Origin of the sequence: Klebsiella sp. CN_Kp088, from assembly GCF_040064335.1 — a bacterium.
Lineage (GTDB): Bacteria > Pseudomonadota > Gammaproteobacteria > Enterobacterales > Enterobacteriaceae > Klebsiella > Klebsiella aerogenes.
Genome location: NZ_JBEAIQ010000016.1, coordinates 381,543 through 406,085 on the forward strand (window position 1 = coordinate 381,543; position 24,543 = coordinate 406,085).

21 protein-coding genes and 2 pseudogenes are annotated in these 24,543 nt (G+C 54.7%); 9 read left to right on the plus strand and 14 right to left on the minus strand.

Annotated features, from left to right (window positions below):
• Nucleotides 1-17 precede the first annotated feature (17 nt).
• A complete protein-coding gene (gene fliE / locus ABLV08_RS08495; RefSeq protein ID WP_015367290.1) occupies nt 18-332 on the plus strand; it encodes a flagellar hook-basal body complex protein FliE in 315 nt (104 codons plus the stop codon).
• 32 nt (nt 333-364) lie between these two features.
• Here fliE and ABLV08_RS08500 read toward each other — a convergent pair.
• A pseudogene (locus tag ABLV08_RS08500) lies at nt 365-944 on the minus strand (tyrosine-type recombinase/integrase); the annotation flags it as partial.
• A gap of 47 nt (nt 945-991) precedes the next feature.
• Between ABLV08_RS08500 and ABLV08_RS08505 the strand changes: the two are divergent.
• Complete coding sequence (locus tag ABLV08_RS08505; protein ID WP_228302114.1) at nt 992-1,954, plus strand: hypothetical protein; 963 nt, start codon at nt 992-994, stop codon at nt 1,952-1,954.
• Between the two features lie 1,006 nt (nt 1,955-2,960).
• A complete protein-coding gene (locus ABLV08_RS08510) occupies nt 2,961-3,464 on the plus strand; it encodes a hypothetical protein (RefSeq protein WP_262490792.1) in 504 nt (167 codons plus the stop codon).
• On the opposite strand, the pseudogene ABLV08_RS08515 reads toward ABLV08_RS08510, so the two are convergent.
• The 5 genes and pseudogenes from ABLV08_RS08515 to fliD all read right to left on the minus strand — a co-directional run.
• A pseudogene (locus ABLV08_RS08515) lies at nt 3,465-3,920 on the minus strand (DUF4225 domain-containing protein); the annotation flags it as partial.
• Nucleotides 3,921-3,935: 15 nt separating this feature from the next.
• On the minus strand, nt 3,936-4,250 hold the full coding sequence (locus ABLV08_RS08520; RefSeq protein ID WP_348855750.1) for a hypothetical protein: 315 nt from the start codon (nt 4,248-4,250) through the stop codon (nt 3,936-3,938).
• A 280-nt stretch (nt 4,251-4,530) separates the two neighbouring features.
• The gene (fliT, locus tag ABLV08_RS08525) at nt 4,531-4,938 is read right to left on the minus strand and encodes a flagella biosynthesis regulatory protein FliT (RefSeq protein ID WP_045397410.1); all 408 of its coding nucleotides are present in this window, start codon (nt 4,936-4,938) and stop codon (nt 4,531-4,533) included.
• On the minus strand, nt 4,938-5,348 hold the full coding sequence (fliS, locus tag ABLV08_RS08530) for a flagellar export chaperone FliS (RefSeq protein ID WP_015704959.1): 411 nt from the start codon (nt 5,346-5,348) through the stop codon (nt 4,938-4,940). Before fliS ends, fliT begins: the two co-directional genes overlap by 1 nt.
• A gap of 24 nt (nt 5,349-5,372) precedes the next feature.
• Nucleotides 5,373-6,773 (minus strand): flagellar filament capping protein FliD, encoded by a 1,401-nt coding sequence (gene fliD / locus ABLV08_RS08535; protein ID WP_149271231.1) that lies wholly within the window; start codon nt 6,771-6,773, stop codon nt 5,373-5,375.
• On the opposite strand from fliD, the gene ABLV08_RS08540 reads away from it, so the two are divergent.
• From ABLV08_RS08540 to ABLV08_RS08550, 3 genes are all read left to right on the plus strand, one after another.
• Nucleotides 6,767-7,012 (plus strand): hypothetical protein, encoded by a 246-nt coding sequence (locus ABLV08_RS08540; protein WP_015367282.1) that lies wholly within the window; start codon nt 6,767-6,769, stop codon nt 7,010-7,012. The two genes, fliD and ABLV08_RS08540, sit on opposite strands and share 7 nt — an antisense overlap.
• 43 nt (nt 7,013-7,055) lie before the next feature.
• Nucleotides 7,056-8,345, plus strand: coding sequence for a flagellin FliC (locus ABLV08_RS08545; RefSeq protein WP_042894795.1), 1,290 nt, complete (start codon nt 7,056-7,058; stop codon nt 8,343-8,345).
• A 197-nt stretch (nt 8,346-8,542) separates the two neighbouring features.
• The gene (locus ABLV08_RS08550) at nt 8,543-9,265 is read left to right on the plus strand and encodes an RNA polymerase sigma factor FliA (RefSeq protein ID WP_015367280.1); all 723 of its coding nucleotides are present in this window, start codon (nt 8,543-8,545) and stop codon (nt 9,263-9,265) included.
• A 30-nt stretch (nt 9,266-9,295) separates the two neighbouring features.
• On the opposite strand, the gene ABLV08_RS08555 is transcribed toward ABLV08_RS08550, so the two are convergent.
• The 4 genes from ABLV08_RS08555 to ABLV08_RS08570 all read right to left on the minus strand — a co-directional run bounded on the left by ABLV08_RS08555 (nt 9,296) and on the right by ABLV08_RS08570 (nt 14,537).
• A complete protein-coding gene (locus ABLV08_RS08555; protein WP_032711353.1) occupies nt 9,296-10,465 on the minus strand; it encodes a YncE family protein in 1,170 nt (389 codons plus the stop codon).
• Nucleotides 10,466-10,493: 28 nt separating this feature from the next.
• A complete protein-coding gene (locus tag ABLV08_RS08560; protein ID WP_032711355.1) occupies nt 10,494-12,716 on the minus strand; it encodes a TonB-dependent receptor in 2,223 nt (740 codons plus the stop codon).
• Between the two features lie 169 nt (nt 12,717-12,885).
• Complete coding sequence (locus ABLV08_RS08565; protein WP_227502108.1) at nt 12,886-13,677, minus strand: TonB family protein; 792 nt, start codon at nt 13,675-13,677, stop codon at nt 12,886-12,888.
• Complete coding sequence (locus ABLV08_RS08570; RefSeq protein ID WP_032711359.1) at nt 13,674-14,537, minus strand: ChaN family lipoprotein; 864 nt, start codon at nt 14,535-14,537, stop codon at nt 13,674-13,676. Before ABLV08_RS08570 ends, ABLV08_RS08565 begins: the two co-directional genes overlap by 4 nt.
• A 453-nt stretch (nt 14,538-14,990) precedes the next feature.
• On the opposite strand from ABLV08_RS08570, the gene ABLV08_RS08575 reads away from it, so the two are divergent.
• The 3 genes from ABLV08_RS08575 to ABLV08_RS08585 are packed head-to-tail and all read left to right on the plus strand — an operon-like array spanning nt 14,991 to nt 18,602.
• Nucleotides 14,991-15,974: an iron ABC transporter substrate-binding protein gene (locus ABLV08_RS08575; protein ID WP_223848513.1), complete on the plus strand. Its 984-nt coding sequence runs from the start codon at nt 14,991-14,993 to the stop codon at nt 15,972-15,974.
• 23 nt (nt 15,975-15,997) lie between these two features.
• Nucleotides 15,998-17,572: an iron ABC transporter permease gene (locus ABLV08_RS08580; protein ID WP_348855751.1), complete on the plus strand. Its 1,575-nt coding sequence runs from the start codon at nt 15,998-16,000 to the stop codon at nt 17,570-17,572.
• A 1-nt stretch (nt 17,573) separates the two neighbouring features.
• On the plus strand, nt 17,574-18,602 hold the full coding sequence (locus tag ABLV08_RS08585) for an ABC transporter ATP-binding protein (RefSeq protein ID WP_047054260.1): 1,029 nt from the start codon (nt 17,574-17,576) through the stop codon (nt 18,600-18,602).
• A gap of 247 nt (nt 18,603-18,849) precedes the next feature.
• On the opposite strand, the gene ABLV08_RS08590 is transcribed toward ABLV08_RS08585, so the two are convergent.
• The 4 genes from ABLV08_RS08590 to ABLV08_RS08605 are packed head-to-tail and all read right to left on the minus strand — an operon-like array spanning nt 18,850 to nt 24,109.
• The gene (locus ABLV08_RS08590; protein ID WP_032707732.1) at nt 18,850-19,815 is read right to left on the minus strand and encodes a PDR/VanB family oxidoreductase; all 966 of its coding nucleotides are present in this window, start codon (nt 19,813-19,815) and stop codon (nt 18,850-18,852) included.
• 57 nt (nt 19,816-19,872) lie between these two features.
• Nucleotides 19,873-21,321, minus strand: coding sequence for an NAD-dependent succinate-semialdehyde dehydrogenase (locus ABLV08_RS08595; RefSeq protein ID WP_047054262.1), 1,449 nt, complete (start codon nt 21,319-21,321; stop codon nt 19,873-19,875).
• An 18-nt stretch (nt 21,322-21,339) separates the two neighbouring features.
• A complete protein-coding gene (gene yeaW / locus ABLV08_RS08600; protein ID WP_020079182.1) occupies nt 21,340-22,464 on the minus strand; it encodes a carnitine monooxygenase, oxygenase subunit YeaW in 1,125 nt (374 codons plus the stop codon).
• 37 nt (nt 22,465-22,501) lie between these two features.
• Nucleotides 22,502-24,109 carry a BCCT family transporter gene (locus ABLV08_RS08605; protein WP_348855752.1) on the minus strand — a complete coding sequence of 536 codons (1,608 nt, stop codon included), beginning with the start codon at nt 24,107-24,109 and terminating at the stop codon, nt 22,502-22,504.
• Nucleotides 24,110-24,543 lie beyond the last annotated feature (434 nt).

The window sequence follows — 24,543 nt, forward strand, 5'->3', positions numbered from 1 at the left end:
ACAGTATTGAGGAAAAGATGGCGATTCAGGGTATTGAAGGCGTACTGCAACAGATGCAGGCGATGGCGATTCAGGCGGGAAATAACGGGCAGAATAGCGTACCGCAGGGAGTCAGTTTTGCCAGTGAACTGACCGCCGCGCTGGGTAAAATCAGCGATACCCAGCAGGCCGCGCGTCAACAGGCGCAAAACTTCGAGCTGGGCGTGCCGGGTATCAGCCTGAATGATGTGATGGTCGATTTACAGAAATCTTCAGTTTCGTTGCAGATGGGAGTGCAGGTGCGCAATAAGCTGGTGGCGGCCTATCAGGACATCATGAATATGCCAGTTTAGGTGTGATAACTCTATGTAATATATATTCTTTGTCAGTTTGAGCCTATTGTGTGGGGCATGGATGGGGCAAAATCAGATAATTTCTGGTTCAACATTGTTACCTGCTCCTGGTTATTTTCAGCCATCCAGGATCCGTACACGCGATAAACCATTTGTGAATCTGCATGACCCATTTGTTTAGCGATGAAATCTGGGTTAGCCCCCGCGGCTAAAGACCAGCACGCATATGTATGCCTGGACTGATATGCTTTGCGGTGATAGGGCCCAGAACGCCTTATCGCTGTATCCCACATTTGACCGATAGAACTGACAGCATAATGATGGCCCAGCCAGGCCATTGCGCGTCACTATCTGTGGGTTGAATACGAAAGTACATGGATGAATTTCGCTTCTCCCATCCTCCATCAGTTTCACCTCAATCTGATACTGCTTTCTTAACCTGGTCATCTCCGCCTGATTTTTCAGGATATCGACAGCCGGAGAAATCAGGTTTATCACTCTGTCGGTGCCAGCCTCTGTTTTCGGAAGAGTAAATTCCTTCTGAGAAGTGAGGTTCCTTCTGATGATCATTATCCCAGCCTTCAGGTCTATGTCCTCCCACGCAAGGGTTATGGTCGGGCAAGATCACAGTTTTTCGCATCTAAGGAAATGTTCTGGTTATGAGCAAACTATGCTTTTTCGTTCAGGGGAATAAGTTTCTCTGTTCACCAGAAATTCTAGGGGGGAAAATGAGTGATATATTTGTTGATGAAATATTTGCATCGATGATGTTACCAAATGAATCCGCATTATATAATTCTCCTAGCAGTGGGACTTGGCCTTTGCACGGAAGTGTCGTTCAGGGAGTCCCCCTGGGTGAGGCGGCTCCTGATTACTGGCGGGATGCAATAATTGCCAGCGGCGACCCTGATATTCAAGGCTATTTGGAAGGACCCTGGACCGCTATCACCCCATGGTTTGTTGTATATCCCGCAGATAACGAAGTTAACCCTGTCAGCGGTGTCCGTGTAGCTGTCAGTGACATTGCGCTGTGGGCTCTTTTTGCAGATGCTGATGACCCAACGGATATCAGCAAAGCTCAATGGAAAGAAATTACAATTGCTTCGCTGCCAACCTGGGCCGCAAGCTACGATTTTGATTTAGTCAATTATATTGATAATGCAGCAAATTTAAGCACGGATAACTCGTACCGGATTTATCAACTCGATGATGAAATGCATCCTGTGCATGGTGGATCGGATATCGTGTGTATCAATGATGATTGCTCAGGCGCAAACATACTGGCAGTTTTCTCTCAGATAAAGGCTTGGCTACCGGATACGGGGCCGGAAGATCAGATACTGTTATCAATGGGGGCTGATTACTATCCGAATGAAACAGTGAGAGCTTCAGATCTGACTGGTGTGAACTATCTTCCTGGTGCGTACGGGAGTCGTTATAAATTCATTACCTCTACACCACAATATTTTTATGCCACAAATGTTGTTAACCCAGACGTTCTCGATAGTAACGGTAATCATTTTTATGAAGCCAGTAACCCTTACACGAGAAGTGGTGGCAAAACGTATTTAACTCGTGACGAGTTGATGAGCAACCCACCACCACAACCCACTGGATCTTGATAAAAGCGATTTGGCAATTTTGTTAGGTGAACGCGAGGCCAGACATTGGCTTCTATTGTGTTACCTATAGTGGGTGACGAATCAACCTGAGAGTTTGTCTACTGTAAGAGACAAAATATCGCTATTCATGAGAGATGATTCAGTGAGATGCCGGTTTAGCCATACAATCTCGGCGCATTCTCTTCCCGCAAACCGCTATGCTTAACGCTGGCGGTTTTGTCTATTTACGGCGGCAACGGCAAAAAACTGCTCGCCTCTGCATTGATTTTGACCCATCGACTGGTGAATGAGTAATCTGAAATTATCATTACAGTTAATAGGGGATGCAGATCAATAGCCGTTCATCGATCGACACAAACGATCTGACTACTAGCACTACAAACTGTATTGTCTTGCCAAAATAATTCTAATTTGGAAGAGCAGATGTCCGAAAAAGTAGACCATCAATTACGGCGTAAGGTGTGGATTGGGATTTTTCTCGGTTTGTTGGTCTTTTGGGGAACCATTGCGACGATTGTTACCTTAGCGTTGGCTTAGCGCCAAAAGTTTCTACTGTTATTTAGTATCTCCCCGTCAGGTACAAGAAAGATCTGCTTTGTATTATCGGCGAAAGGTGAAAATTTAAATTTGGATGGCAATTCACTATCGTTTTCCGGCCTGGTGGCAAATAATCTGCGCAAATTTTGCTCCGCGGAGGCGTTATGCTGTGGCTTCAGGCCGTTGTATTTTTTGTCGTTTTAGCTTTTGTCGCGATAGCGATGTTTCATGAAACCTGGCGACAGGATAGCGAGTAACCGCCGTTTCAACTTCCTCTGATCTGTCTCCCTCCTTAACAGTGACTAAACTTAGAGCATGGCTAACGGTCTTCTGGAGGTAGTTGTGAATAGATTCCACGATGAATACGACGAGCGGGAAATGTACCACATGGTCTGCCGTTGGGAAGATGAAGGCGGGGCGGTAGCGTAACGCATCTCTTTTAAACTGACAGCATTCTGGCGGCTCAGGCGTGAAATTGTTGTATGGCATAAACGCGCGCTTGACCCCTGGCAACTTCAGGGGCAATATTCCACGGACTGTGGTAAACCCGGCTGTCTGCATGACACCTGAGCATTTGGTTGAGCGATATAACGAGTATCTTCAGTCGGAAACGTTGGACAAATATATAACCAGCATGGAGGAGCCTGGCGTGGGAAAGCAGCTAACAGAAGATGATCTTCGTGAACATGGCTTCACCGATAAAGAGATTGCCCGCTTACGTGAAATCATGACGCGGCAAGAAAGTAACAATGAAACCTATGCTACTTTGATCGACAGTTTACGAAAACGTTTTTGGGGCGGCGTTATTGTTGTTTGTATTGCCTTTGCCATAGTCGTTTCGTGGATTTTTAACTTCGAAAGTAATGATTTTACTTATCCGCTAATCATTATTTTTATCCTGATTGCTGTTTGGAAATTAACACCTTTCCCGATGGCTTTTAAAGCTTATCTTATCTACTTGAAAATCGAGTGATTACTTATTATCAATTTCATATATGGTATTGCCTATTTGTATTCCTTTTACCGTTGATGAAACACCTTTAAGAGCCAACGCAGGGGCGCTCATCGTAGTTATTTTTCGATAAAAGTCCGGTCCGGTATAATAAAATAGCCGCCATGCTTCGGGTTTTAATGCTAGCTTAAAGGCTCCATAAAGTGACGTTGAAAGATCAACAACCTGATAGGCTAGTAACCCTACTTTTTTATCAAATCCTAAAAAGGAGGCTGTATCCTGATATGCGTTAATCGCAAAATTATCTTTACCTAAATGCTCTCGTATCGTTCCCGCCCCATGGAATACAAGCGTTGCTCCAGCTACAATACCAATGACATTTCCGGTACCTACTGAACCAAGCACTAGTCCTATTCCTCCGATAACCTGCATACCGCCAAGAACAACACCGATTCCGTCGATGATATAGCCGATGACTTTTTCATTTTCCCGCTAGAACCGCACGGAGGCAGTGAGCATGGCTTCACCGGTTCGCAACATTCTGTCCTGAATAAGCAGATTTCCCCGCTCTTGCCTGATTGCTTGAATGCACTGCTGGCACTGCTTATCATCACTGCTATTACGGATAATGTTAATCTGTGAAAGGGCAAATCTTTTAACACTTTCCTGAAACCTGATTCGGGTCAGGGGATCATGAAGGTGATAAGCAGAAACCGCCTGCGCGGTATTCATTAATCCGTTAGTTTCAGCTTGCGCCATGGTCATAAAGTAATTGGAAAAACGCGTTTTCCCGAAGAATACATCCATGTTTTATCCCGTGAGTAATATCAGATTTACCCGGTCAAGATAACATAGATTATTTTACAGGCATATTTCCCTAAGCCTGTGAGTGGCTTATTTTAGCTGGCGCGATGTTTAGAATATTTAATTGATGAATGTATGAAGCGTAAATGAAATAATTGATTATATATTATTGCTTATTCACTCCTGTAAAACCCGCCGATGGCTTACCAGGCAACACTCTGCATTGCCCTGGTGAGACCCATCATGCGCTTCCTGGCCGGAATATCAGGCTGTAAGGTTGTTGTTATTGTAATTCTTCGCTTTTGCTCTTAATGGCGACCACGTTATCGGACTGCAGTTCGCCAAGCAGGAGCGAACGATCGTCGAACTGGCCGTAAGCGTTGTTGACCGCGTTCTGGCGGGTGGATTGATCGATCAGCGTTTTTAATTGTTCCATCCGCTGTTGCAATAGCCCTTTCAGTACTCCCTCATTGTCGATAATCTGCTTCAACTTAGCGTTGAGCATCTCTTGCAGAGCCAGCGATGGCCCCGCTTTGCCGGTAAATTCGGCGGTTTTCTCGACCGCCGTCACGTAGGCAAACTGCATTTCCACCAGCGCTTCCCATTGCCCGGCGCGCGCCAGGGCAATCATCTGGCTGCTCAGGGTATGGATCTGCTGATAGGCGGCTAAAAGCTGCTGTTGGCGTTCCATCACAATGTACCCTGAGCAGGTTGATAGTTTGGCCCAATTTGTCGCCAGGCATCGGCGATATTCTCCAGCAGCTTGACCACTTCGACGATCGCCGCTTCGTCATTATGCAGGTTGGCCTGCATCAGGCGTCGCTTCATATAATCGTACAGCGCCGCCAGATTATCGGCGATTTCGCCGCCTTGCTGGTGGTCGAGGCCGCTTTTCAACCCGTTGTCGATGATGTTGATTGCCTTCGACAGCGCCAGGCCTTTACCGGCGATATCCCCCTGATTCATCAGGATGCGTGCGCGAAGCAGGGCGTTAAGCGCCCCGTCGAACAACATTACGATTAACTGGTGCGGACTGGCGCTCATCGCGCTGCTTTCCAGACTGACCTGTGCGTAGGCTTGCGTGCCGCTACGGTTATACATGCTGTTTCATTACCTGATTAAGGGTTACTGGGACGAGAACTGCTGTTGTAAGTAGTTACCCGTGCTGCTCAGCTTGGACATCATGGTATCCAACTGAACAAACTGTTGTTTATAGCGATCGATAGTGTTCTGGATGCTGTCGGAAACGGTGTCGATCTGGATATTCAGGCGATCGAGATTGGTGTTGATGCTTTTGGTCGAGTTCTCGATGATGCCGCCCGCTTTAATATAGTTCTGGATTTCATTATGGATTTCGGTAGCCATCCCGGTGTCTTTACCGTTGCCGGCGAAGAAGTTGGCGACCTGATCCGGTTTCTCGTCGAGCGCTTTATTGAGCTTGGTGCTGTCGACTTCAAGCTTGCCGGTTTTGGGATTGGTTGAGATCCCGAGGTTGCCAAGACCTTTCAGCTCCGGGTTGTCCTGAGCGGCGCTGAGGGCGCTTTTAATCGAGGACTGAATGCCGCGCAATGTGTTATCGCCGAGCAGCGCGCCGTTCTTGGCGCTTTGCGCTTCACCGCTTTTCACCGGGGTGTATTTGGTCAGTGAGCCGAAGGTGTCGAGCAGCGAATTGTAGTTATCGACCCACTCTTTGATTTTGTCGGCGGTGCCGCTTTTATCGATGCTGATCACCAGGTTTTGCGGTTCGCCGGCTTTGGTGGTGGTTTTCAGGTCGATGGTGACGCCCTGCAGCGCATCGGCAATCGAGTTGGTGCTGCGCTTAATTTTGGTGCCGTTGACGACGATCTCCGCATCCTGCCCGGCGACGGTCTGCTTCATCGCGCCGCTGCTGCTGCTGTCGTAGTTGAGGATGGCGCCGAGCTTATCGTCGTTATTCACCTGCACCGAAACGGTGTTTTTCTCGCCGGTGGTGGAGGAGCTCAGCGCCAGCTGATAGTCATTGTCGCCGACGCGCATGATGCTGGCGGTGACGCCGGCTTTAGCGCCGTTGATGGCATCGCGCATCTCCAGCAGCGAGGTCTGGTCGTCGCTCAGCGGAATCGTGGTCTCTTTCGGCGGGTCGCCGGCGGTGATCGTAATGGAGCGATTGCTATTGCCAGCGGTACCCAGTTTTTCCTGCTGATCGGTAATCGTCGCCTGGGTGGTCAGGGTTTGCGGCTGCGCCAGCTTCTGCACTTCAACGCTATAGTTGCCCGGCACCGCCTTATTGGTAGTGGTGATGGTGAACTGGTCGTGCTTGGTGGCGGTGGTGCTGTTGAAAAACTCCGGCTTGGCCAGCTCCTTGCTCAGGTTATCGAATTTTTCCAGCGAGCTTTTTAACGTGCCGTAAGCCGTTAGCTGCGCGTTATAGCTGGTTTGCTGAGTGGTATACGGCGTCAGGCGCTGTTGTTCCGCCTTGCTGAGTTTGTCCAGTAAACCGTTGAGGTCGAGTCCTGAGCCGATGCCTAAGGAACTGATCGATGCCATTGGTGTTTCTCCTTACTAATGACGTTATTCGCTTATTGCGTTATCGGCCCAGTGGAGAAAAAGTTTACCGAAAAAGTGAAAAAGGCGATGGCGTAATAGAAGAGGGAAAAAGCGCGTTATTTTCGCCATTGGCGGAGGGGCAAAAATTTTTCAAAAAATGGCTAAAGGTTGCAGAGGATACGTCGATACCAGAAGGGACGGTGGTTGACGCCGTGGGCAAGCAAGCCCGAACCTTTTAACCACGTTGCACTGAACGCAACTGACTCGTAAGGAATGCATATAATGGCACAAGTAATTAATACCAACAGCCTGTCGCTGATGGCGCAAAATAACCTGAACAAATCCCAGTCTTCCCTGGGCACGGCGATTGAGCGTCTGTCTTCCGGTCTGCGCATCAACAGCGCTAAGGACGATGCCGCGGGTCAGGCGATCTCCAACCGTTTCACCGCTAACATCAAAGGCCTGACTCAGGCTTCCCGTAACGCTAACGACGGTATCTCCCTGGCGCAGACCACCGAAGGCGCGCTGAACGAAGTCAACGATAACCTGCAGAACATCCGCCGTCTGACCGTACAGTCGCAGAACGGTTCTAACTCCGCAAGCGACCTGCAGTCCATCCAGGATGAAATCTCCCAGCGTCTGTCTGAAATCAACCGTATCTCCGAACAGACCGATTTCAACGGCGTTAAAGTCCTGAGCGGCGACCAGAAGCTGACCATCCAGGTCGGCGCCAACGACGGCGAAACCATCGATATCGATCTGAAAGATATCAATGCGAAGACTCTGGGCCTGGATAAGTTCAGCGTGGCTAATCCGATGGATCCTGCAACTCAGATCGGTGCAACCGCGGTTACTCAAGTAGGTGGTACATCTACTACAACAAATACAGCGGTATCCACGACTAGCACCGGTGCTGATACGGCGGATCTGTATCAAGACGTGGGTGGTTCGGGTGATTACTACGTTAAGAAAGGTGCTGATACTTTCAAAGCGACCATGGATCCTGCGACAGGTAAATATACCTACGATGTTTCTGATGCAACAACTAAAATCACAGCTACTGGTACTGAAACTAAAGTGACAACCGTACCTGTTACCACCACTACTGGTGGTAAAACCGTCTCAGGTTTGGGTACTGGTGAAGAGTTACGTACTCTGACTGATGCGAAAGGCAATGCTAACGGCTATGCCATCAAAGGTAAGGACGCAGACGGTAACGATGCTTACTTCAAAGCGAATATCGATGAAGCTACTGGTAAGGTAACGAAAGGCGATCAAATCCAGACTTCAGCGAAAACTGCCGATCCGCTGGCTACCCTCGACAAAGCGCTGTCCCAGGTTGACCAACTGCGCTCCTCCCTGGGTGCGGTACAGAACCGTTTCGATTCTGTTATCAACAACCTGAACAGCACCGTGAACAACCTGTCCGCGTCCCAGTCCCGTATTCAGGATGCTGACTACGCGACCGAAGTGTCCAACATGAGCCGCGCGAACATCCTGCAGCAGGCGGGTACCTCCGTGCTGGCGCAGGCTAACCAGTCGACTCAGAACGTCCTGTCTCTGCTGCGTTAATCGCACGCCTGATTACTGTCGCATCGCAACCCCGCTTCGGCGGGGTTTTTGCTTTTTGCCCGTAGCCGCCTGGCAAAACGGCTGAATGAGAAAGCATGTCGTAAATAGAGACGCTTTTATGCGGTTTTTCCGGCGATTGGCATTTTTGCCCCTGCGCATAATAGCGCTGACTCTCTTATCCGCAGGTTTCAGAAATAGTGAGCGATTTGTATACCGCCGAAGGCGTGATGGACAAAAATTCCCTCTGGCTGCGCTACGTTCCGTTAGTGCGGCACGAAGCGTTGCGCCTGCAGGTCAGGCTGCCCGCCAGCGTCGAGCTTGACGATTTATTGCAGGCCGGGGGAATCGGGTTGTTGAACGCCATCGAGCGTTACGACTCGCTACAGGGAACGGCCTTTACCACCTATGCGGTGCAACGTATCCGCGGCGCAATGCTCGATGAACTGCGTAGCCGCGACTGGGTGCCGCGCAGCGTACGGCGTAACGCCCGCGAAGTCGCCCAGGCGATGCAGAAGCTGGAACAGCATCTGGGCCGCCCGGCCACGGAAAGCGAACTTGCGCAGAGGCTGGGTATCACCCTTGCCGAGTACCGACAAATCCTGCTGGATACCAATAACAGCCAGCTGTTCTCCTATGACGAATGGCGGGAAGAACAGGGCGAGAATGCCGAACGACTGCTGGAAGGGCACGAAGAGGCCAATCCGTTACATCATCTGCTGGAAGGCAGCCTGCGCCAGCGGGTCATCGAGGCCATTGAAGCCTTGCCGGAGCGCGAAAAAATGGTCCTTACCCTCTACTACCAGGAAGAGCTCAACCTTAAAGAGATCGGCGCGGTGCTGGAGGTGGGGGAATCCCGCGTTAGCCAGCTGCACAGCCAGGCGATTAAGCGCCTGCGCGCGAAGCTGGCCAACGAAGGCTAATAACCACCTGCCGGACAGGTGGTTAGCGGATTACGATTTACGCAAATCAATGCGCAGAATGCGCTCCTTCGCCCCTTCGACAAATACCTCAGGATCCCACTCGCGATTGAACCCTTCTTTAATGCCGACGTACAGGGTATCCATGTCCGGCGACAGCACCATTTGATTAGGATAAACCGGGGCGCGGAATTCATGAGTCACCCGCCAGGTCTTGCCATCCACAACGCTGATGGTGCCGCTGGTGAAATTGCTGACGTACAGCTCGTTATATTTCGGATTGAAGCGCACCGCGTTAGCGCCGATGCCGGTACGCACGTAGCCCAGCGATTTGCCGTCTTTCAGATCGAAAATATACAGGCCGTCATGAGGGCCGCTGCGATCGTCGTGATCGAACGCGACGACGAAAATACGCCCTGAGTCGGAATCGACGATCAGGTTTTGCGCGCTGGCCAACTGCGGCGCGTTAAGCGGGATAGTGCGGACAACCTGCTGGGTTCTGGCATCGATCTCGTTGACATAGTCGCGGCCGCCAACGTAGATCTTCTGCGTCTTTTCATCCAGCGTCAGGCCGTAGGCGGTGCCGCGATAGGCGTCTTTGACTTCACCTTTCAGCTGCAACGTCGTGCCGTCGAGCATCAGCAATTTATGCAGCGGACGCATTCCATCCTTGGTTTTCAGCATATGGCTGTAGCTGACAAATAACAGATTAGCGGCGCGGCTGTATACCATATGCCGCAGATGTTCGAAGCGCGCATCGGCGGCGCCGTCGGTGGGGAAGCTCAGGCGCGGACTGGTGAGGGTGATTTTACCGCTGGCGGCGTCGAACTGGCTGATACGCAGCGAAGCCGCCTGGGTATGGCCGACATAAAGCACGTGCGCTGGCTGATTCATCGCCAGCGAGAAGGCGCGCCAGGGCATATCATAGCGCTGGATAACCTGCAGGGTGGCCGGATTAAAGGCGTAAAGATAACCTTTATTGGCCGCGCGGTTAACCCGGTCGGTGGCCGCGGCGAATAGCAGGTTGTCGCCGTTGTCGAACGCCAGCTCATAAACCCCTTCGTTGGCTTCCTGCAGGTAATTGGTTTTCATCGCAAAGCGCGACGCTTCCCGCGGCGGCGGATCGATGGCGAAAGCCGGGTGGGGGAGTAGAGCGGCGAGCAGTAGCGCAGCCAGCGGTTTTATCAAGTTGCGATTAGGCATGATGGTTATCCTTGTTGACAAATAGGGCTCAGAACTGGATTTCGCCGCCGAAAATATAGGTGCGGCCGCGGGCGGTGGTGTTAACAGACGCGCCCTCTTTGGCGTTATCGAGACTCTGGTTCATACGGTTTAGCGCTTCGGAGTAGTCACGATTCGTTACGTTCTGCACGCTAAAGCGCAGCAGCACGTTCTCGGTCATCTGCCAGCTGCTATAGAGGTCGATAATGGTCGGGATATTCGGCATGCTCTCTTTAGGCACCGTATTGGTGTCGAGGCTAATGCCTTCGGTACTCAGGCGTTTTGATTTACCGGTGAATTTCACCAGGCTGCCGACGGTGAGTTTGCGATCGAACAGGCGCCCGCCGACATCTACCGTGGCGTAGCTGCTGGGGAGATCGCTCAGGTCGCTATAGGCGAAGCTATAGACCGTGCTGGCAATAGAGGTGGGCTGATCGGTGCGCTGCTTGCTCCACGACACATTGGCGTAGGCAAAACCGATGTCGTATCCGGCTTCAATCTCATAGCCCTCGGTGGTCACCGGCGAGGTGACGTTAACCGAGATATTGGCGTTGAAATCCGGCGAAGCATTGGCGACATCTTTACACAGCCCGCCGTTGCTGCACAGCAGGAAGGATTCGCTGGTGATGTAATCTTTAATCCGCGAGCGGTAGGTCAGCGCTTTCAGATGCAGGCTATCCTGCTCGCTCAATAATCCTTGTTTGATAACGTTAAAACCGGCCTCCCAGGTCTCGGCTTTTTCCGGTTTCAGGAACGGGTTCATCGATGCGCCGCCCTCGTTGGCGAAGAACACTTCCTGAACGTTCGGCGCACGCGAGGAACGGCTCCAACTGACAAACGGCTGCAGCCATGGCGTCACCTGAGCGGAGAAGGTCGCCGAGGGATTAAAACCGTTATCTTTGACGTTGAGTTGGGTGGCCCCTTGCGGGAAGCACTTTTCGTTATCTGCACAGGCCGGTTTATAGCCCTGTACCCGGCTGCGGGTATAGTTGAGATTAAGATCGAGCTGATAAATATCCTTGTTTAATGTCAGCCCGCTATAGAGCGAGGCGATCTTCTGCTTGCCCGCCGGGGCGAAGGCGTTGTGGTCGGTCTCGGTATCCTGCACGAAGCGGCGGGAATAGCGGGTGTCCATTAATTTGCCGCCGAGCTGGAAAGCGGCATACAGATCGTCGGTAATACGAAAACGGCTGGTGTTGTTCATGTCCAGCGCGTTGGACTTATTGGTGGTCGAGGAGTCGTTAAAGTTATACAGCGACTCCGGTTTATATGCCTGATTGCCGCGGCTGGTGCTGGCTAATACATTGAACTCGACCAGTTCATTGAGCGGCGCGTAGTTATAGCGCAGATAGTAGTCGTCGCTGCTAATATCGCGACGGGTAAAACTATTGCGGTAATTACGCCCGGAAAACTCGAAGCGGTTAAATTGATCAACGTTGAAATTGATTTTATATAGCTGCGAGCGCGGCTCCTGACGCAAATATTTATTATCCTCGCCGATAAACTCTTCGCTGCTGCGTCCGCCGCCGTTTTTATAGGTCGCATAGGTGCGGGTGCCGCTGATGCCGAGTAGCGCGCCAAGGCCGCCGCCGTTATCGAAGGTGTCGGTTTTGCCGGCTACCGTTACCATACCGGTGCGGCCGAGTCCGTTATCGCCCACGGAAAAACGCGACAGCAGGCCGACCTGATGCCCCGGTTTTAACACATCATCGATGCCGATGGTGCGCAGGTTGGCGCTGCCCGCCAGCGCGTTGACGCCTTGCGAACCGGCGCTGTTGCCGCGGGTGATATCCACTTCGGCCAGGAAGTTGGGGTCCAGCGGCACCCCGGCGGCGGTATTCGCCCCGCCGTGGTAGTTAGCTGGCGCCATGCCGAAGAAGGTCTGGGTGACACCATCCACCATGGTGTTTACCCGGCCCAGCCCGTTCATGCCGCGAATATTGACGCTGATGGTGCCCTGCAGCGGGTCGATTTGCGTATAGGTGCCCGCCATGCTGCGCAGCGAGGCGTCGAGGCTTTGCAGATTCTTATTGAGCGTTCGCGAACTGTAAGCGCCGGGGCGGGTATAGCTCTCCTCCGAGGAGCCGACCTGGCCGGTATTTTCCGCCAGCGGGTTATCGGTAATGGTGATAGGAGAGAAAACCGATTCCCCTTCGCTTTCGGCGGCAAAAGCCTGGCCGTTGACGATAAGTAGCCCGGTGACGAGCCCCGTGATTATTTGTGATTTTTCCATAATCCAATCCTGAGGTAATAAATAGTTAACGCACAAAAAGGGCAGCAGCGTGCATCGCGCTTATTGCTAAGTGCGATGACACATTGCCCAAAATAAAAAATTATTAGCGGTCAGTGACCGTGATAAATAACATCCAGGATGCCTGAATAAATAACAGGGAACCCTGGGTTTATATTTTTAATAAGCCGAACTCCACCGGCAGGGTGACCTTATTAATACCGTTACGCAGCAGCTCTTTTGGCGGCGGCGGAAGCGGACGCGCATTTTCCAGCGCCATCAGCGCGGCGCGATCCAGCGAATGGGTCCCTGATGAGTTCGCCAACTGCGATTGCAACACCTCGCCGCGTTCGTTGACGCTGAAGGTAATAATGACGGTACCGGTACGTTTACGGCGGCGCGCATCTTCCGGGTAGTGGCGCATTTTGTTGATTTTACCTTTCACCAGCGATTCCCAACTGATCTTGTTGTCGCTCAGGCGCGCGGCATCGCTATCGAGCGGCGCGGTGGTGCGCTGAGTGAGGACGGCCGGCGCCGGGGGCGCGGCGTAGCTGGTGATGGTTGAATTACCCTTTTCCTCTTGCTGCTGACGGCGGGACTGTTTTTTAACCTCGATTTTCTTTTTCCGCTGCGGTTGGGGTTTGCTGGCGGAGAGCTTTATTTGCGCATTCTCGTGAATATGCAGCTTCGGCGCCTCTTTCGCCGCGGCCGTTTCCTGCTCGGTCATCGCCTCGACTTTGCGCTGCTGGGTGACGCCCGGCGGCAGCTCGGGATGAATCAATGACACTTCCAGTTCCGGCGCGTACTCCACCATCACCGCGGCAGGGGGGGCGGCATCCGGCGGCGAGGCGAAATGAATGATAAAAGGCACCGCCAGCGCCAGATGACCCAGCACGCTGGCCGTTGTTCCCGTGAACCAGCGAGGGCGCGACGCTATCAATGGCGTGGAGAGAGGGATATTCATTTTTCCGCCGCCACCGACCAGGTGTAATCAGCCTGCTTCGCCGTCGGCGTGGTGCCGTCGGTGGTCAGCAGTAACACCAGCGGTTTTTCCGCCTTGAGATCGGCCAGATGCAGCGGTACGCCAATATCTTTAGCCGCATGATAGCCGCCGGCAATCAGCAGCGCCGGGCGCGGCGCGGCTTGCATTTGCGTCGCCATCAGGCGATCGCGCTGCTGCTGAATAGCGAGCATAGAGGTGACCTGCTCGCCATCGATTTGCCCGTTATGCATCAGATAGATAATGGCCGATAGCGATTCATGTACCTGCGGGCTGTTGGAGAGCGTTCCGCGGGGAAACGTGGGATGCTGATAGATGTCGCTCACCTGCTGGCGGCTAAGGTTGGCTGCCAGCAGTGGATAAGGTGCTTGCAGCGCGGTCATCACGACGTCGCGATAAAGCGCCCACGGCCAGCCGGGGTTCCAGCGCAGGGTTTCCGCCGCGCGAGTGGCGCTCACGGTCGTCCCGCTGAGGCTGGCCCGTTTGACCCGATTGACCGCCTCCTGCTGGCTTAGGTCGATCATCTCCATCAGCACGCTGCCCTGCGGGCGAAGGGTGTGGAGGTTCTGCAGCAGCCAGCGCTCAATCTGGTGATGCTGAGCGTTGGTATGTTCTTCGCCAACAATAACCAGCGGCGCCTGGGCGAGTTGGTTCAGCAATTGTTGCGGCGTCAGGGTGCGCCCGCTGGCGGTATCACGAATATTCGCCTTCTCTACCAGCGCGTGCTCCCCGGCAGGAGAGAGGGGGTGAACCGGGCTGTGACAGGCGCTCAGTAACCACGCGCAGCCTATAACCAGAGTCTTTAAAAGGGGTTCCTTAAACATAAAATATCCATTTTCGGCTTTTTAGTCGTCTTTTCTTCGTATCTTGCTACTGTAACAGGATGATATGTGATATTGAGAATGATTATCAAGATCATTCTCATTTAAAATTATTGGCAAGGGTGATGATTTCACCCGGCAAGCAGCTGGCCGTTGCTGTGTCGCGGGGAGAATCTGTGAAGACGATCAAGATTTTAAACAGCGATAATATTTAAACCTGCTGGCTTAATGTTGTCTTAATGTTTGTTTCGGTCGCGTGTTGAAATAAGCATTTTGTCATCAGGAAATTCTAATTGGCGGTGTTTTTCACTTTTTTAAAATGATGGTAATTGTTTTCATTATCATTCACATTCCTCTGTGATTTAATCCGTGCCAACCCGGTTTCTCCACGGCTTTTCGACTACCCATACTAAGGATTAGCTTATGAATTTCCGCTTATCGGCATATTGCGCGGCGATGCTCGCTGCTTCGGCTCTGTTTACCGCTCCGCAGGTTATGGCTGCTGACAATGGCGACGGCATTGTGGTTTATAACGCCCAGCATGAAAACCTGGTGAAATCCTGGGTTGACGGCTTTACCAAAGAAACCGGTATTAAAGTCACGCTGCGCAACGGCGACGATAGCGAATTGGGTAATCAACTGGTGCAGGAGGGGTCAGCCTCGCCGGCGGATGTCTTCCTGACCGAAAACTCACCTTCAATGGTGTTGGTTGATAATGCCAAACTGTTTGCGCCGCTGGATGCCGCGACGCTGAATCAGGTCGCGCCGCAGTATCGTCCTGAGCACGGCCGCTGGATTGGCATTGCTGCCCGCAGCACCGTTTTCGTCTATAACCCGGCGAAAATCAGCGAATCTCAGCTGCCGCATTCGCTGATGGACCTGGCGAAACCTGAGTGGAAAGGGCGCTGGGCCGCCTCTCCATCGGGCGCAGACTTCCAGGCCATCGTCAGCGCCATGCTGGCATTGAAAGGCGAAAAAGCGACGCTCGACTGGCTGAAGGCGATGAAAACGAACTTCGTGGCCTACAAAGGCAACAGCACGGTGATGAAAGCGGTCAACGCCGGACAAATCGACGGTGGGGTGATCTACCACTATTACCGCTTTGTCGACCAGGCGAAAACCGGCGAGAACAGCAAAAACACCAGGCTGTATTACTTTAAAAACCAGGATCCGGGCGCTTTCGTGAGTATCTCCGGCGGCGGCGTACTGGCTTCCAGCAAACATAAAGAGCAGGCGCAGGCGTTTATCAAATGGATCACCGGCAAGCAGGGTCAGGATGAGCTGCGCACAAATAACGCCTTCGAATATGCGGTGGGCGTGAATGCCGCCTCTAACCCGAAACTGACGCCGCTGAAAGAGCTGGACGCGCCGAAGGTAGAGCCGTCAACGCTGAATAGCAAAAAAGTGATCGACCTGATGACCCAGGCTGGCCTGCTGTAATTTGATGCTGAAGTGATTTATCTATGTCTGTCCTGAGTCTGGTACTCGGAAAGAAAACAGGACGCCTGCCCGAGCGCAGGCGTCCTGCATTTCCGATGGTTGCCTTAGCTGTACTGTTTTCAGTAATGGCGTTACTGCCGTTAGGTTTTGTGGCCGCGGTGGGGATTGAGACCGGCTGGCCGACCATTAAAGCACTGGTGTTTCGCCCGCGGGTAGCTGAACTGCTCAGCAATACGCTGTGGCTGACGCTGCTGGCGGTGCCTATCTCTATCGTACTGGGCGTGGCGGTGGCCTGGCTCACTGAACGCACCGCGCTTGCCGGGCGTCAGCTGTGGTCGGCGCTGGCGGTCGCGCCGCTGGCTATCCCGGCATTTGTCCAGAGCTATGCCTGGGTCAGCGCGGTTCCCTCGCTGCACGGCCTGTCCGCCGGGGTGTTCCTCTCGGTGCTGGCCTACTATCCTTTTATCTACATGCCGGTGGCGGCGGTGCTCCGTCGTCTCGATCCGACGCTGGAAGATGTTGCCGCCTCGTTGGGTACGCCGCCGTGGAAGGTTTTCTTCCGCGTGGTGCTGCCGCAGCTGCGGTTGGCTATCTGCGGCGGTGCGCTGCTGGTGGCGCTGCATCTGCTGGCAGAATATGGCCTGTATGTGATGATTCGCTTCGATACCTTCACCACCGCCATTTATGACCAGTTCCAGTCCACCTTTAGCGGCCCGGCGGCGAATATGCTGGCGGGGGTGCTGGCGCTGTGTTGTCTGGCGATTCTGCTACTGGAAAGCGTCTCGCGCGGCAAAGCGCGTTACGCGCGCATCGGCGCCGGCGCGGCGCGCGAACAGAAGCGTCGTCCGTTGGGCAATGTGGCCGCATGGGGCGCGCAACTGCTGCTGTTGACGCTGGTGATGCTGGCGATGGGCGTCCCGCTGCTGGTGTTGTGCCGCTGGCTATGGCTTGGCGGGGTGGAGAACTGGCTGCATGCCGATCTTTGGCATTCGCTGCGCCAGACCCTGCTGCTGGGAGCGGGCGGCGCGCTGCTGACCACCGCCTGCGCGATTCCTATCGCCTGGCTCGGCGCGCGTTATCCGCGCCGGCTGTTTCGCCTGCTGGAAGGCTGTAATTACATCACCAGCTCACTGCCGGGTATCGTCACCGCGTTGGCGCTGGTGACGGTCACCATCCACTATGCCCGTCCGGTGTACCAGACCGAGGTGACCCTGTTCCTCGCGTACCTGCTGATGTTTATGCCGCGAGCGCTGATTAACCTGCGCGCCGGTATCGCCCAGGCGCCGGTTGAGCTGGAAAATGTCGCCCGTAGCCTTGGGCGCAGCCCGGCCCGCGCCTTATGGAGCGTCACCATGCGGCTGGCCGCGCCGGGAGCGGCCGCTGGCGCCGCGCTGGTGTTTCTTGGCGTGAGCAACGAGCTTACCGCGACGTTGCTGCTATCGCCGTTAGGCACCCGCACGCTGTCGACCGGTTTTTGGGCGTTGACCAGCGAGATCGACTACGTCGCCGCGGCGCCCTATGCGATGCTGATGATCGTGATTTCGCTGCCGCTGACGGCGGTTCTTTATGTGCAGTCGAAAAAAATTGCAGGGTTGTAACATGCTGGAATTGTCTTCTATCTCGAAATCTTTCGCCGACGCGCTGGTGCTCGATAACCTTAATCTGGCAGTGGCGCCGGGAAGCCGTACCGCCATTGTCGGCCCGTCGGGTTCCGGTAAAACCACGCTGCTGCGGATTCTTGCCGGTTTTGAAACCCCGGATAACGGGCGAATCGTTCTGCAGGGCAACACCCTGTTTGCCGAAGGCGTGTTTGTGCCGGCGCATCAGCGCGGGATCGGTTTCGTGCCGCAGGAAGGGGCGCTGTTCCCCCATCTTAACGTCGCGGACAATATTGCCTGGGGACTCGATTGCAGTCGCGAAGAGAAACGCCGTCGGGTGGCCGCACTGATGGAGATGGTGGCGTTAGATGCGACATTAGCGAACCACTGGCCGCATGAAATTTCCGGCGGCCAGCAGCAGCGGGTTGCGCTGGCGCGCGCGTTGGCCCAGCGGCCATCCCTGATGTTGCTGGATGAACCTTTCTCGGCGCTGGATACCGGGCTGCGGGCGGCGACGCGCAAAGCCACCGCCGATCTGCTGGCCGAGGCTGGCGTAGCCTCGATCCTGGTCACTCATGACCAGACGGAGGCGCTGTCGTTTGCAAGCCAGGTCGCGGTGATGCGACAGGGGCGTTTCGCTCAGGTAGGGACGCCGTTCGAGGTCTATTCGCGTCCGGTTGACGAGGCCACCGCGCTATTTCTTGGCGATGCGCTGGTGCTCGACGCCGAGCTCACGGAAGGGCGCGCGCGTTGCGCCATCGGCGAGTTGCCGACCGACGATCCTCACGCCAGCGGCCGCGGGCGCGTGATGCTGCGTCCGGAACAACTGCGGGTTTCGCCGTGCGCGCCGCAGGAGAGCGCTTTTCGTATCGTGGATGTCGATTTCGCCGGTCATATCTCGACGCTGACGGTGACGGTGGCGGGGCAATCGATGCCGTTGGTGTTGAAAACCGTCAGCCAGGCCGCCTGGCAAGCCGGCGCCACGGTTCGTCTGGAGGTTATTGGCCAGGCGCGGATATTTTGCGCGTAGCGGCGAAAAGCTGAACGTTCAGCCGGGATAAAAATTGATTTGGCGCGGAAATGCGTTTATTAGCTGCTGATGTAGCACATTGTGCTAATTACGCTACCAGCGAACGCTTTAGTATCCGCGCCACTGATCTCGTCGCCATGGAGTGGTAGGTCGTTGGAATATTTCCGCGGGGTCAGTCCATTCTTATTGCGGTGCGAGCTGGAACTGTGATTGTCTCTCCGGCCAGCGGCGCTGGCCGGAGCGCGTGCTATAAATCCAGCACTAACCGGCCGCCTTTAGCGCGTGAACAGCAGATCAGCATACTCTGCTGGCTGGCTTTCTCTTCATCGCTGTAATACTGATCGCGGTGGTCGGCTTCGCCCTCCAGAATCATCGTTTCGCAGGTGCCGCACACCCCTTCGCGGCACAGACATTCCACCTTCGCCGCTTTGTTATTCTCGATCACCTGCAAAATGGTCATCTCCTGCGGCACGGTAAATTCGCGTCCGGAACGCGCCAGCACCAGGGTAAATGCCTCTCCGCCTTTATCTTCAACGATAAATTGCTCAAAGTGCAGCTGGCTGGCGGGAACCTGATACCGTTCGGCGGCGGCTTTCACCGCCTCGTTAAGCGCTGCCGGGCCGCAGGTATAGATGTGGGTGCCGGGTTCGATATCGGCGAACAGGCGCGACAGGTCGAGACGGCTGCCGAGCGCTGATATGTGAATATCGACCCGGTCGCGCCACGGCGCTGCGCTGAGCGCATCGACGAAAGCATTATTGTCGGCGTCGTGGAAACAGTAGTGCAGCTGCCAGTCAGCCTGCTGCTGTTCCAGTTCAGGAATATGCGCTAAAAACGGCGTAATGCCGATGCCGCCGGCGATCAGCAGATGCTTGCGCGCCTGCGGTTCGATGGCGAACAGGTTGTTGGGGGTGGACACCGTCAGGGTATCGCCCGGTCGCACCTGCTGATGCATAAAACGCGAGCCGCCTTTGGAAGGCGACTCCAGACGCACCGCAATCTGCCAGCTGGTGGTATCCAGCGGTGAGCTCATGAGCGAATAGGCATTGCTGTAGCGCTGCTCGCCATCCTGCATCTGGACGATAATATGGCTACCGCCGCTGAATCCCGGCAGCGGGGCGCCGGTCGGCGACACCAGCGTAAAACGCTTAACCTGGGCGGTGATCTGTTCAACATCGCGAACGATCGTCTCAAACATTTGATAATCAGACATCGCGGAGCTCCATCAAAAAATCCCGGCGTGGCCAGTGCCGTCGCCGGGAGAGGACATTTACAACCCCTGGCAGAGATACTTCATCTCCAGGTAATCTTCGATTCCGTGTTCCGAGCCTTCGCGGCCAAGACCCGACTGTTTCACTCCGCCAAATGGCGCGACTTCGTTGGAAATCAGCCCGGTATTGATGCCGACCATGCCGTATTCCAGTTGCTCGGAGACGCGCCAGATACGGGCGGCATCGTTGCTGTAAAAATAGGAGGCGAGACCGTAGATGGTGTTATTGGCCTGCTCGATGACCTGCTGCTCATCCTCAAATTTCACCAGCGCGGCCACCGGGCCGAAGATCTCTTCCTGCAGCAGCAGTGACCCCGGCTGTACGTCGCCGATCACCGTAGGGGTGAAGAAATTACCGCCAAGCGGATGCGCTTTTCCGCCGGTTAACAGCGTGGCGCCGCGGCTCATGGCGTCGTCGAGCAGGGACTGCACTTTGCGTCCGGCATCGGCATTGATAAGCGGGCCAATCTGGACATCGGACTCGCTGCCATCGCCGACTTTCAGAGCGGCGACGCGGGCAACGAACTTATCGCAGAATTGGTCGTAGACGGCGCGATGAATATAGAAGCGGTTGACGCAGACGCAGGTTTGCCCGGCGTTGCGGAACTTGGCGATCAGCGCCCCCTCGACCGCTTTATCGATATCAGCGTCGTCAAAGACGATAAACGGCGCGTTACCGCCGAGCTCTAAAGAGAGCTTTTTGATGGATTCCGCGCACTGGCGCATCAGCACGCGGCCGACTTCGGTCGAGCCGGTAAAGGAGAGCTTACGCACCCGCTCATCGCCGGTGAACACCGCGCCAATCTCACGCGACTGGCCGGTGACAACGTTAATGACGCCCTGCGGGATCCCGGCCTGATTCGCCAGTTCCGCCATCGCCAGCGCGGTAAACGGCGTTTCATTGGCAGGCTTAATTACCATCGTACAACCCGCGGCCAGCGCCGGGCCGGTCTTACGGGTGATCATCGCCGCCGGGAAGTTCCACGGGGTGATCGCCGCGCAGACCCCCACGCCCTGGCGGATCACCATCAGGCGTTTATCGGCGCCGGGGGAGGGGATTATTTCGCCGTTGGCGCGTTTCCCTTGTTCGGCAAACCACTCGATAAACGAGGCGGCATAGGCGATTTCGCCTTCCGCTTCCGCCAGCGGCTTGCCCTGCTCGGCGGTCATTATCTGCGCCAGCGCGGTCTTGTTTTCGAGGATCAGGCGGTGCCAGTTCTTCAATAGCGCGGCGCGCTGGGCGGCGGTAAGCGCGCGCCATGCCGGCAGCGCGGCTGCGGCGGCATCCACCGCCTGCTGCGCTTCCGCTCGTCCCATATTGGGGATTTGGCCGAGCGTCGCGCCGGTGGAGGGATTGCTGACGGCAAGCGATGTACCGTCGGCGGCGTCGCGCCAGCTTCCGGCAATCAGCGCCTGCTGGCGAAAAAGATTTGAGTGAAATACGGACATGGCCAACTCCTTCAATGATTACGGCTGGAATACCTGGGCGACCAGATTGTGGAAATGGGCGATCCCGTGCTCGGAGATCCCGCTGCCGCTGTTATCCGCCATAATCCGTCCCTGGCCGCGATAGCCGCGGGACTTCAGCCCTTTCTGCACGCTTTCCACCAGACGCAAATCTTCCGGGCGGAACACGTCGCGATACCACTCAATCAGCGCTTTCTGCTCGTCGGTCAGCTCTTCGTTGGTGAAATAGATGTCGTAGTTCTGCAGGGTGGTCTCTTCATCCACCGGGAATTCATAAATGACGGTCATCATGCCCTTGATCGGCGTGACGTTGAGCATGGTGCACGGCCACAGCCAGAAGCCGTGGAACGCGGCGTCGGTGCCTTCTTCGAATTTAAATGACTGCTCGGAGGGCTTGGCGAAGCCATACTGCAGCGTCCATTTGCCGTGCATGGTGTGCCAGTAACGGTCAACCTGCACGGAATCCGAGAAGCCCGGGTGCGCCGGGCCGCAGTGGTAACATTCCAGATAGTTATCGACGATATTTTTCCAGTTCGCCGGGGTAAGAGTGGTAAAGCGGGCCGCCAGTTTCAGCTCATGAACATCCGGGCAGGCTTCCAGCACTTTGTCCTGCAGCCCCGGTAGTTGCGTTTCCACGCTCTCCGCTTGCGGGTTCATATTGATAAATACAAAGCCGGCATACTCTTCAAGGCGAACCGGCACAAGCGTTGCCTTATCGCTATCGAAATTCTCCACGTTTTCGCAGTTGCGGGCGTGGGCGAGATTGCCGTCCAGCTTGAAGGCCCAGGCGTGATAGGGGCAGGTAATCACGTTTTTGGCTTTACCCTCGCCGCTCAGCAACTGGTGGCCGCGGTGTGGGCAGACGTTATAGAAGGCGCGCAGAATGTTGTCGCGCCCGCGGACGATAACGATATTTTCGCCGATGATCTCTCGGGTAATGTAATCGTTCGGCCTGGCGACTTCGCTGCCGTGGGCGACGCAAATCCAGCTATTGGCGAAGATACGCTCTTTCTCGTGCTCAAACGCCTGGCTGTCGGTGTAAAAACGGGCCGGAATGGTCCAGGCGTCCTGCGGATTGGCACAAAAGTTAATCGGCAGGGTAAAGTCAGGGCTTAAATTGCTCATGTAGGGTCACCTTGTGATTATTGTCAGTAAGCGTTTTTTACAGCGACTGGCCGTCGCCTTTGAGTACCGCGCCAACCGGCAGCGTCTCGGCTTTAACGATCGGCTCGGGCGTATGGGTTTCTATCTGATGCACAGGCACGTGGGCGTAGTCCTGTTTTAGCCAGCGTACAAAGCCGCCGGTCTTGATCAGTAAAATGGCAAGGAACGGTAAGGCGGTTAGCACCACGGTGGTTTTCATGGTTTCCAGCGAAGCGCCGGTAAACAGAATCGATAGCGGGATAAGGGTTATCACCACGCACCAGAACAGGCGCATGTCGCGATCCGGATCCTCGCCTTCGCGCAGGTTACGGGTACTGGTCGCCGCCATGGTGTAAGCCACCGCATCCATGTGCGAAGCGAGGAAAACAATCATCACGAACAGATAGGCGGCGAGGAACAGCTTGCCCGCCGGCAGCGACATCAGCACCTGTTGGACGGCGGTTTCGCCGCCGAGGGTCTGCATGACCTGCGGCACGTTAATCACGCCGTTGACGAACTGATGCATGGCATAGCTTTCCATCACCCCGAAGAAGAACCAGCAGCCGACGGTGCTGCCGAGGATAAGCCCCCAGATCACCTCTTTAATCTTACGGCCGCGGGAGACGCGGGTGACGAACATCGCCACCCCAGGGGTATAGGAGATCCACCACAACCAGTAGAAGACGGTCCAGTTGCGGGTAAAGGCGCCGTCGCCGAGCGGGTCGGTAAACAGGCTCATCTGCAGAAAGTTTTGGCTCGTCAGACCGATGGCGTTGATGATGTTATTGGTGATGAATTCGGTCGGGCCGATCAGTAATACCACCAACGGCAGCAGGAACGCCCCCCAGCCGACCATTTTGCTCAGACGCTGCAGGCCGTTGTTGATACCAATCCACGAACTCATGCAGAAAATACCGCCGGAGAGCAGGATCACAAACGCCTGGACGGTGAAGTTATCCGGCAGTCCGGTGAGAGCTGACAGGCCGCGGGTGAAGGTGGCGGCAGTGACTACCAGCGAAATGGTTAACGCGCCGACGGTGGCAATCAGGAACATCAGATCGACCAGGCGGCCCCAAAAGCCCTGCGGATTGACGCCGGTGATCGCCGAAATGATCCCGGAAAGGCTGAGGCCTTTATTTTTCCGCACGTGGAAGTGATAGGCCATGATCAGCGAGGCGAGGGTGTAGGTCGCCCACGCGCTAATGCCCCAGTGGAAGAAAGAGTACGGGATGCTGTATTCCAGCGCTTTTGCTGAATGCGGCGCAATATTCAGGCCAGGGGTCTGGTAGTAATAAGCCCACTCGGCAACACCCCAGTACAGCGTAGAGGAGCCGAGTCCGGCGCAGATAAACATAAACAGCCATGAGAGAGTGCTGTACTCGGCTTTGCCTTCGCCGAGCCGGATATTGCCGTATTTGCTGGTGGCCAGATATAACACCAGTCCCAGCGCCAGCAGCACCAGCACCTGTACCGCGGAACCCAGCAGGCGGGTGACGCCGTTAAAAATCGAATTAGCCGCCTGGGCGGTTTGTTGGGGGAAGAGACTTAATGTAGCGGCGATGAAAACAATGGCCGCCAGGCTGATGACAATCAGCGGCACATCTTTTTTCTTTACGTTGCTCAACATGAGTGATCTCCTGGGCACGGTTGCCCGTCGGTGGCTTTAGCCTGTCGTTGTTATCACGCTGTAGGGTCAGGGTTCGTAGCAAAATGCTATTAACAATTGGATTATTTCTTCGTTACATGAATTAAACAATTGGCCGATTCGTGAAGCAATAAAACACGGAACGGAAATAATAAAAGGTGAATTGGCGCAGGTTCTTTCCTTTCAGGAATCAATAAAGTTCGCCGCTGTGATGCGGTTCACTTGTCAATCGTGGGGTTTTCTGCATTCAGAGGAGAGAGGGGAGTTGGCGCGAGTTTTCCCGGGTAGAGGCTACGCCTTACCCGGGCTACGGTCCGAGCGACCTGCCTTTTATTTATTCACCACGCTGGCTGAAACTGCTGGTGTTGGTGGCCTCAAAATCGCTGAGACGTTCCCGGAAGGCCGGGGCAGCCCGC

Coding starts and splice junctions, on each gene's coding strand:
- ABLV08_RS08570 (WP_032711359.1), bottom strand. CDS start 14,537: ATGTTTAAGGAACCCCTTTTAAAGACTCTGGTTATAGGCTGCGCGTGG.
- ABLV08_RS08555 (WP_032711353.1), bottom strand. CDS start 10,465: ATGCCTAATCGCAACTTGATAAAACCGCTGGCTGCGCTACTGCTCGCC.
- fliS (WP_015704959.1), bottom strand. CDS start 5,348: ATGTATAACCGTAGCGGCACGCAAGCCTACGCACAGGTCAGTCTGGAA.
- ABLV08_RS08595 (WP_047054262.1), bottom strand. CDS start 21,321: ATGTCCGTATTTCACTCAAATCTTTTTCGCCAGCAGGCGCTGATTGCC.
- ABLV08_RS08585 (WP_047054260.1), top strand. CDS start 17,574: ATGCTGGAATTGTCTTCTATCTCGAAATCTTTCGCCGACGCGCTGGTG.
- ABLV08_RS08545 (WP_042894795.1), top strand. CDS start 7,056: ATGGCACAAGTAATTAATACCAACAGCCTGTCGCTGATGGCGCAAAAT.
- ABLV08_RS08565 (WP_227502108.1), bottom strand. CDS start 13,677: ATGAATATCCCTCTCTCCACGCCATTGATAGCGTCGCGCCCTCGCTGG.
- ABLV08_RS08580 (WP_348855751.1), top strand. CDS start 15,998: ATGTCTGTCCTGAGTCTGGTACTCGGAAAGAAAACAGGACGCCTGCCC.
- fliD (WP_149271231.1), bottom strand. CDS start 6,773: ATGGCATCGATCAGTTCCTTAGGCATCGGCTCAGGACTCGACCTCAAC.
- fliE (WP_015367290.1), top strand. CDS start 18: ATGGCGATTCAGGGTATTGAAGGCGTACTGCAACAGATGCAGGCGATG.
- fliT (WP_045397410.1), bottom strand. CDS start 4,938: ATGGAACGCCAACAGCAGCTTTTAGCCGCCTATCAGCAGATCCATACC.
- ABLV08_RS08575 (WP_223848513.1), top strand. CDS start 14,991: ATGCTCGCTGCTTCGGCTCTGTTTACCGCTCCGCAGGTTATGGCTGCT.
- ABLV08_RS08505 (WP_228302114.1), top strand. CDS start 992: ATGAGCAAACTATGCTTTTTCGTTCAGGGGAATAAGTTTCTCTGTTCA.
- yeaW (WP_020079182.1), bottom strand. CDS start 22,464: ATGAGCAATTTAAGCCCTGACTTTACCCTGCCGATTAACTTTTGTGCC.
- ABLV08_RS08590 (WP_032707732.1), bottom strand. CDS start 19,815: ATGTCTGATTATCAAATGTTTGAGACGATCGTTCGCGATGTTGAACAG.
- ABLV08_RS08540 (WP_015367282.1), top strand. CDS start 6,767: ATGCCATTGGTGTTTCTCCTTACTAATGACGTTATTCGCTTATTGCGT.
- ABLV08_RS08560 (WP_032711355.1), bottom strand. CDS start 12,716: ATGGAAAAATCACAAATAATCACGGGGCTCGTCACCGGGCTACTTATC.
- ABLV08_RS08605 (WP_348855752.1), bottom strand. CDS start 24,109: ATGTTGAGCAACGTAAAGAAAAAAGATGTGCCGCTGATTGTCATCAGC.
- ABLV08_RS08520 (WP_348855750.1), bottom strand. CDS start 4,250: ATGGATGTATTCTTCGGGAAAACGCGTTTTTCCAATTACTTTATGACC.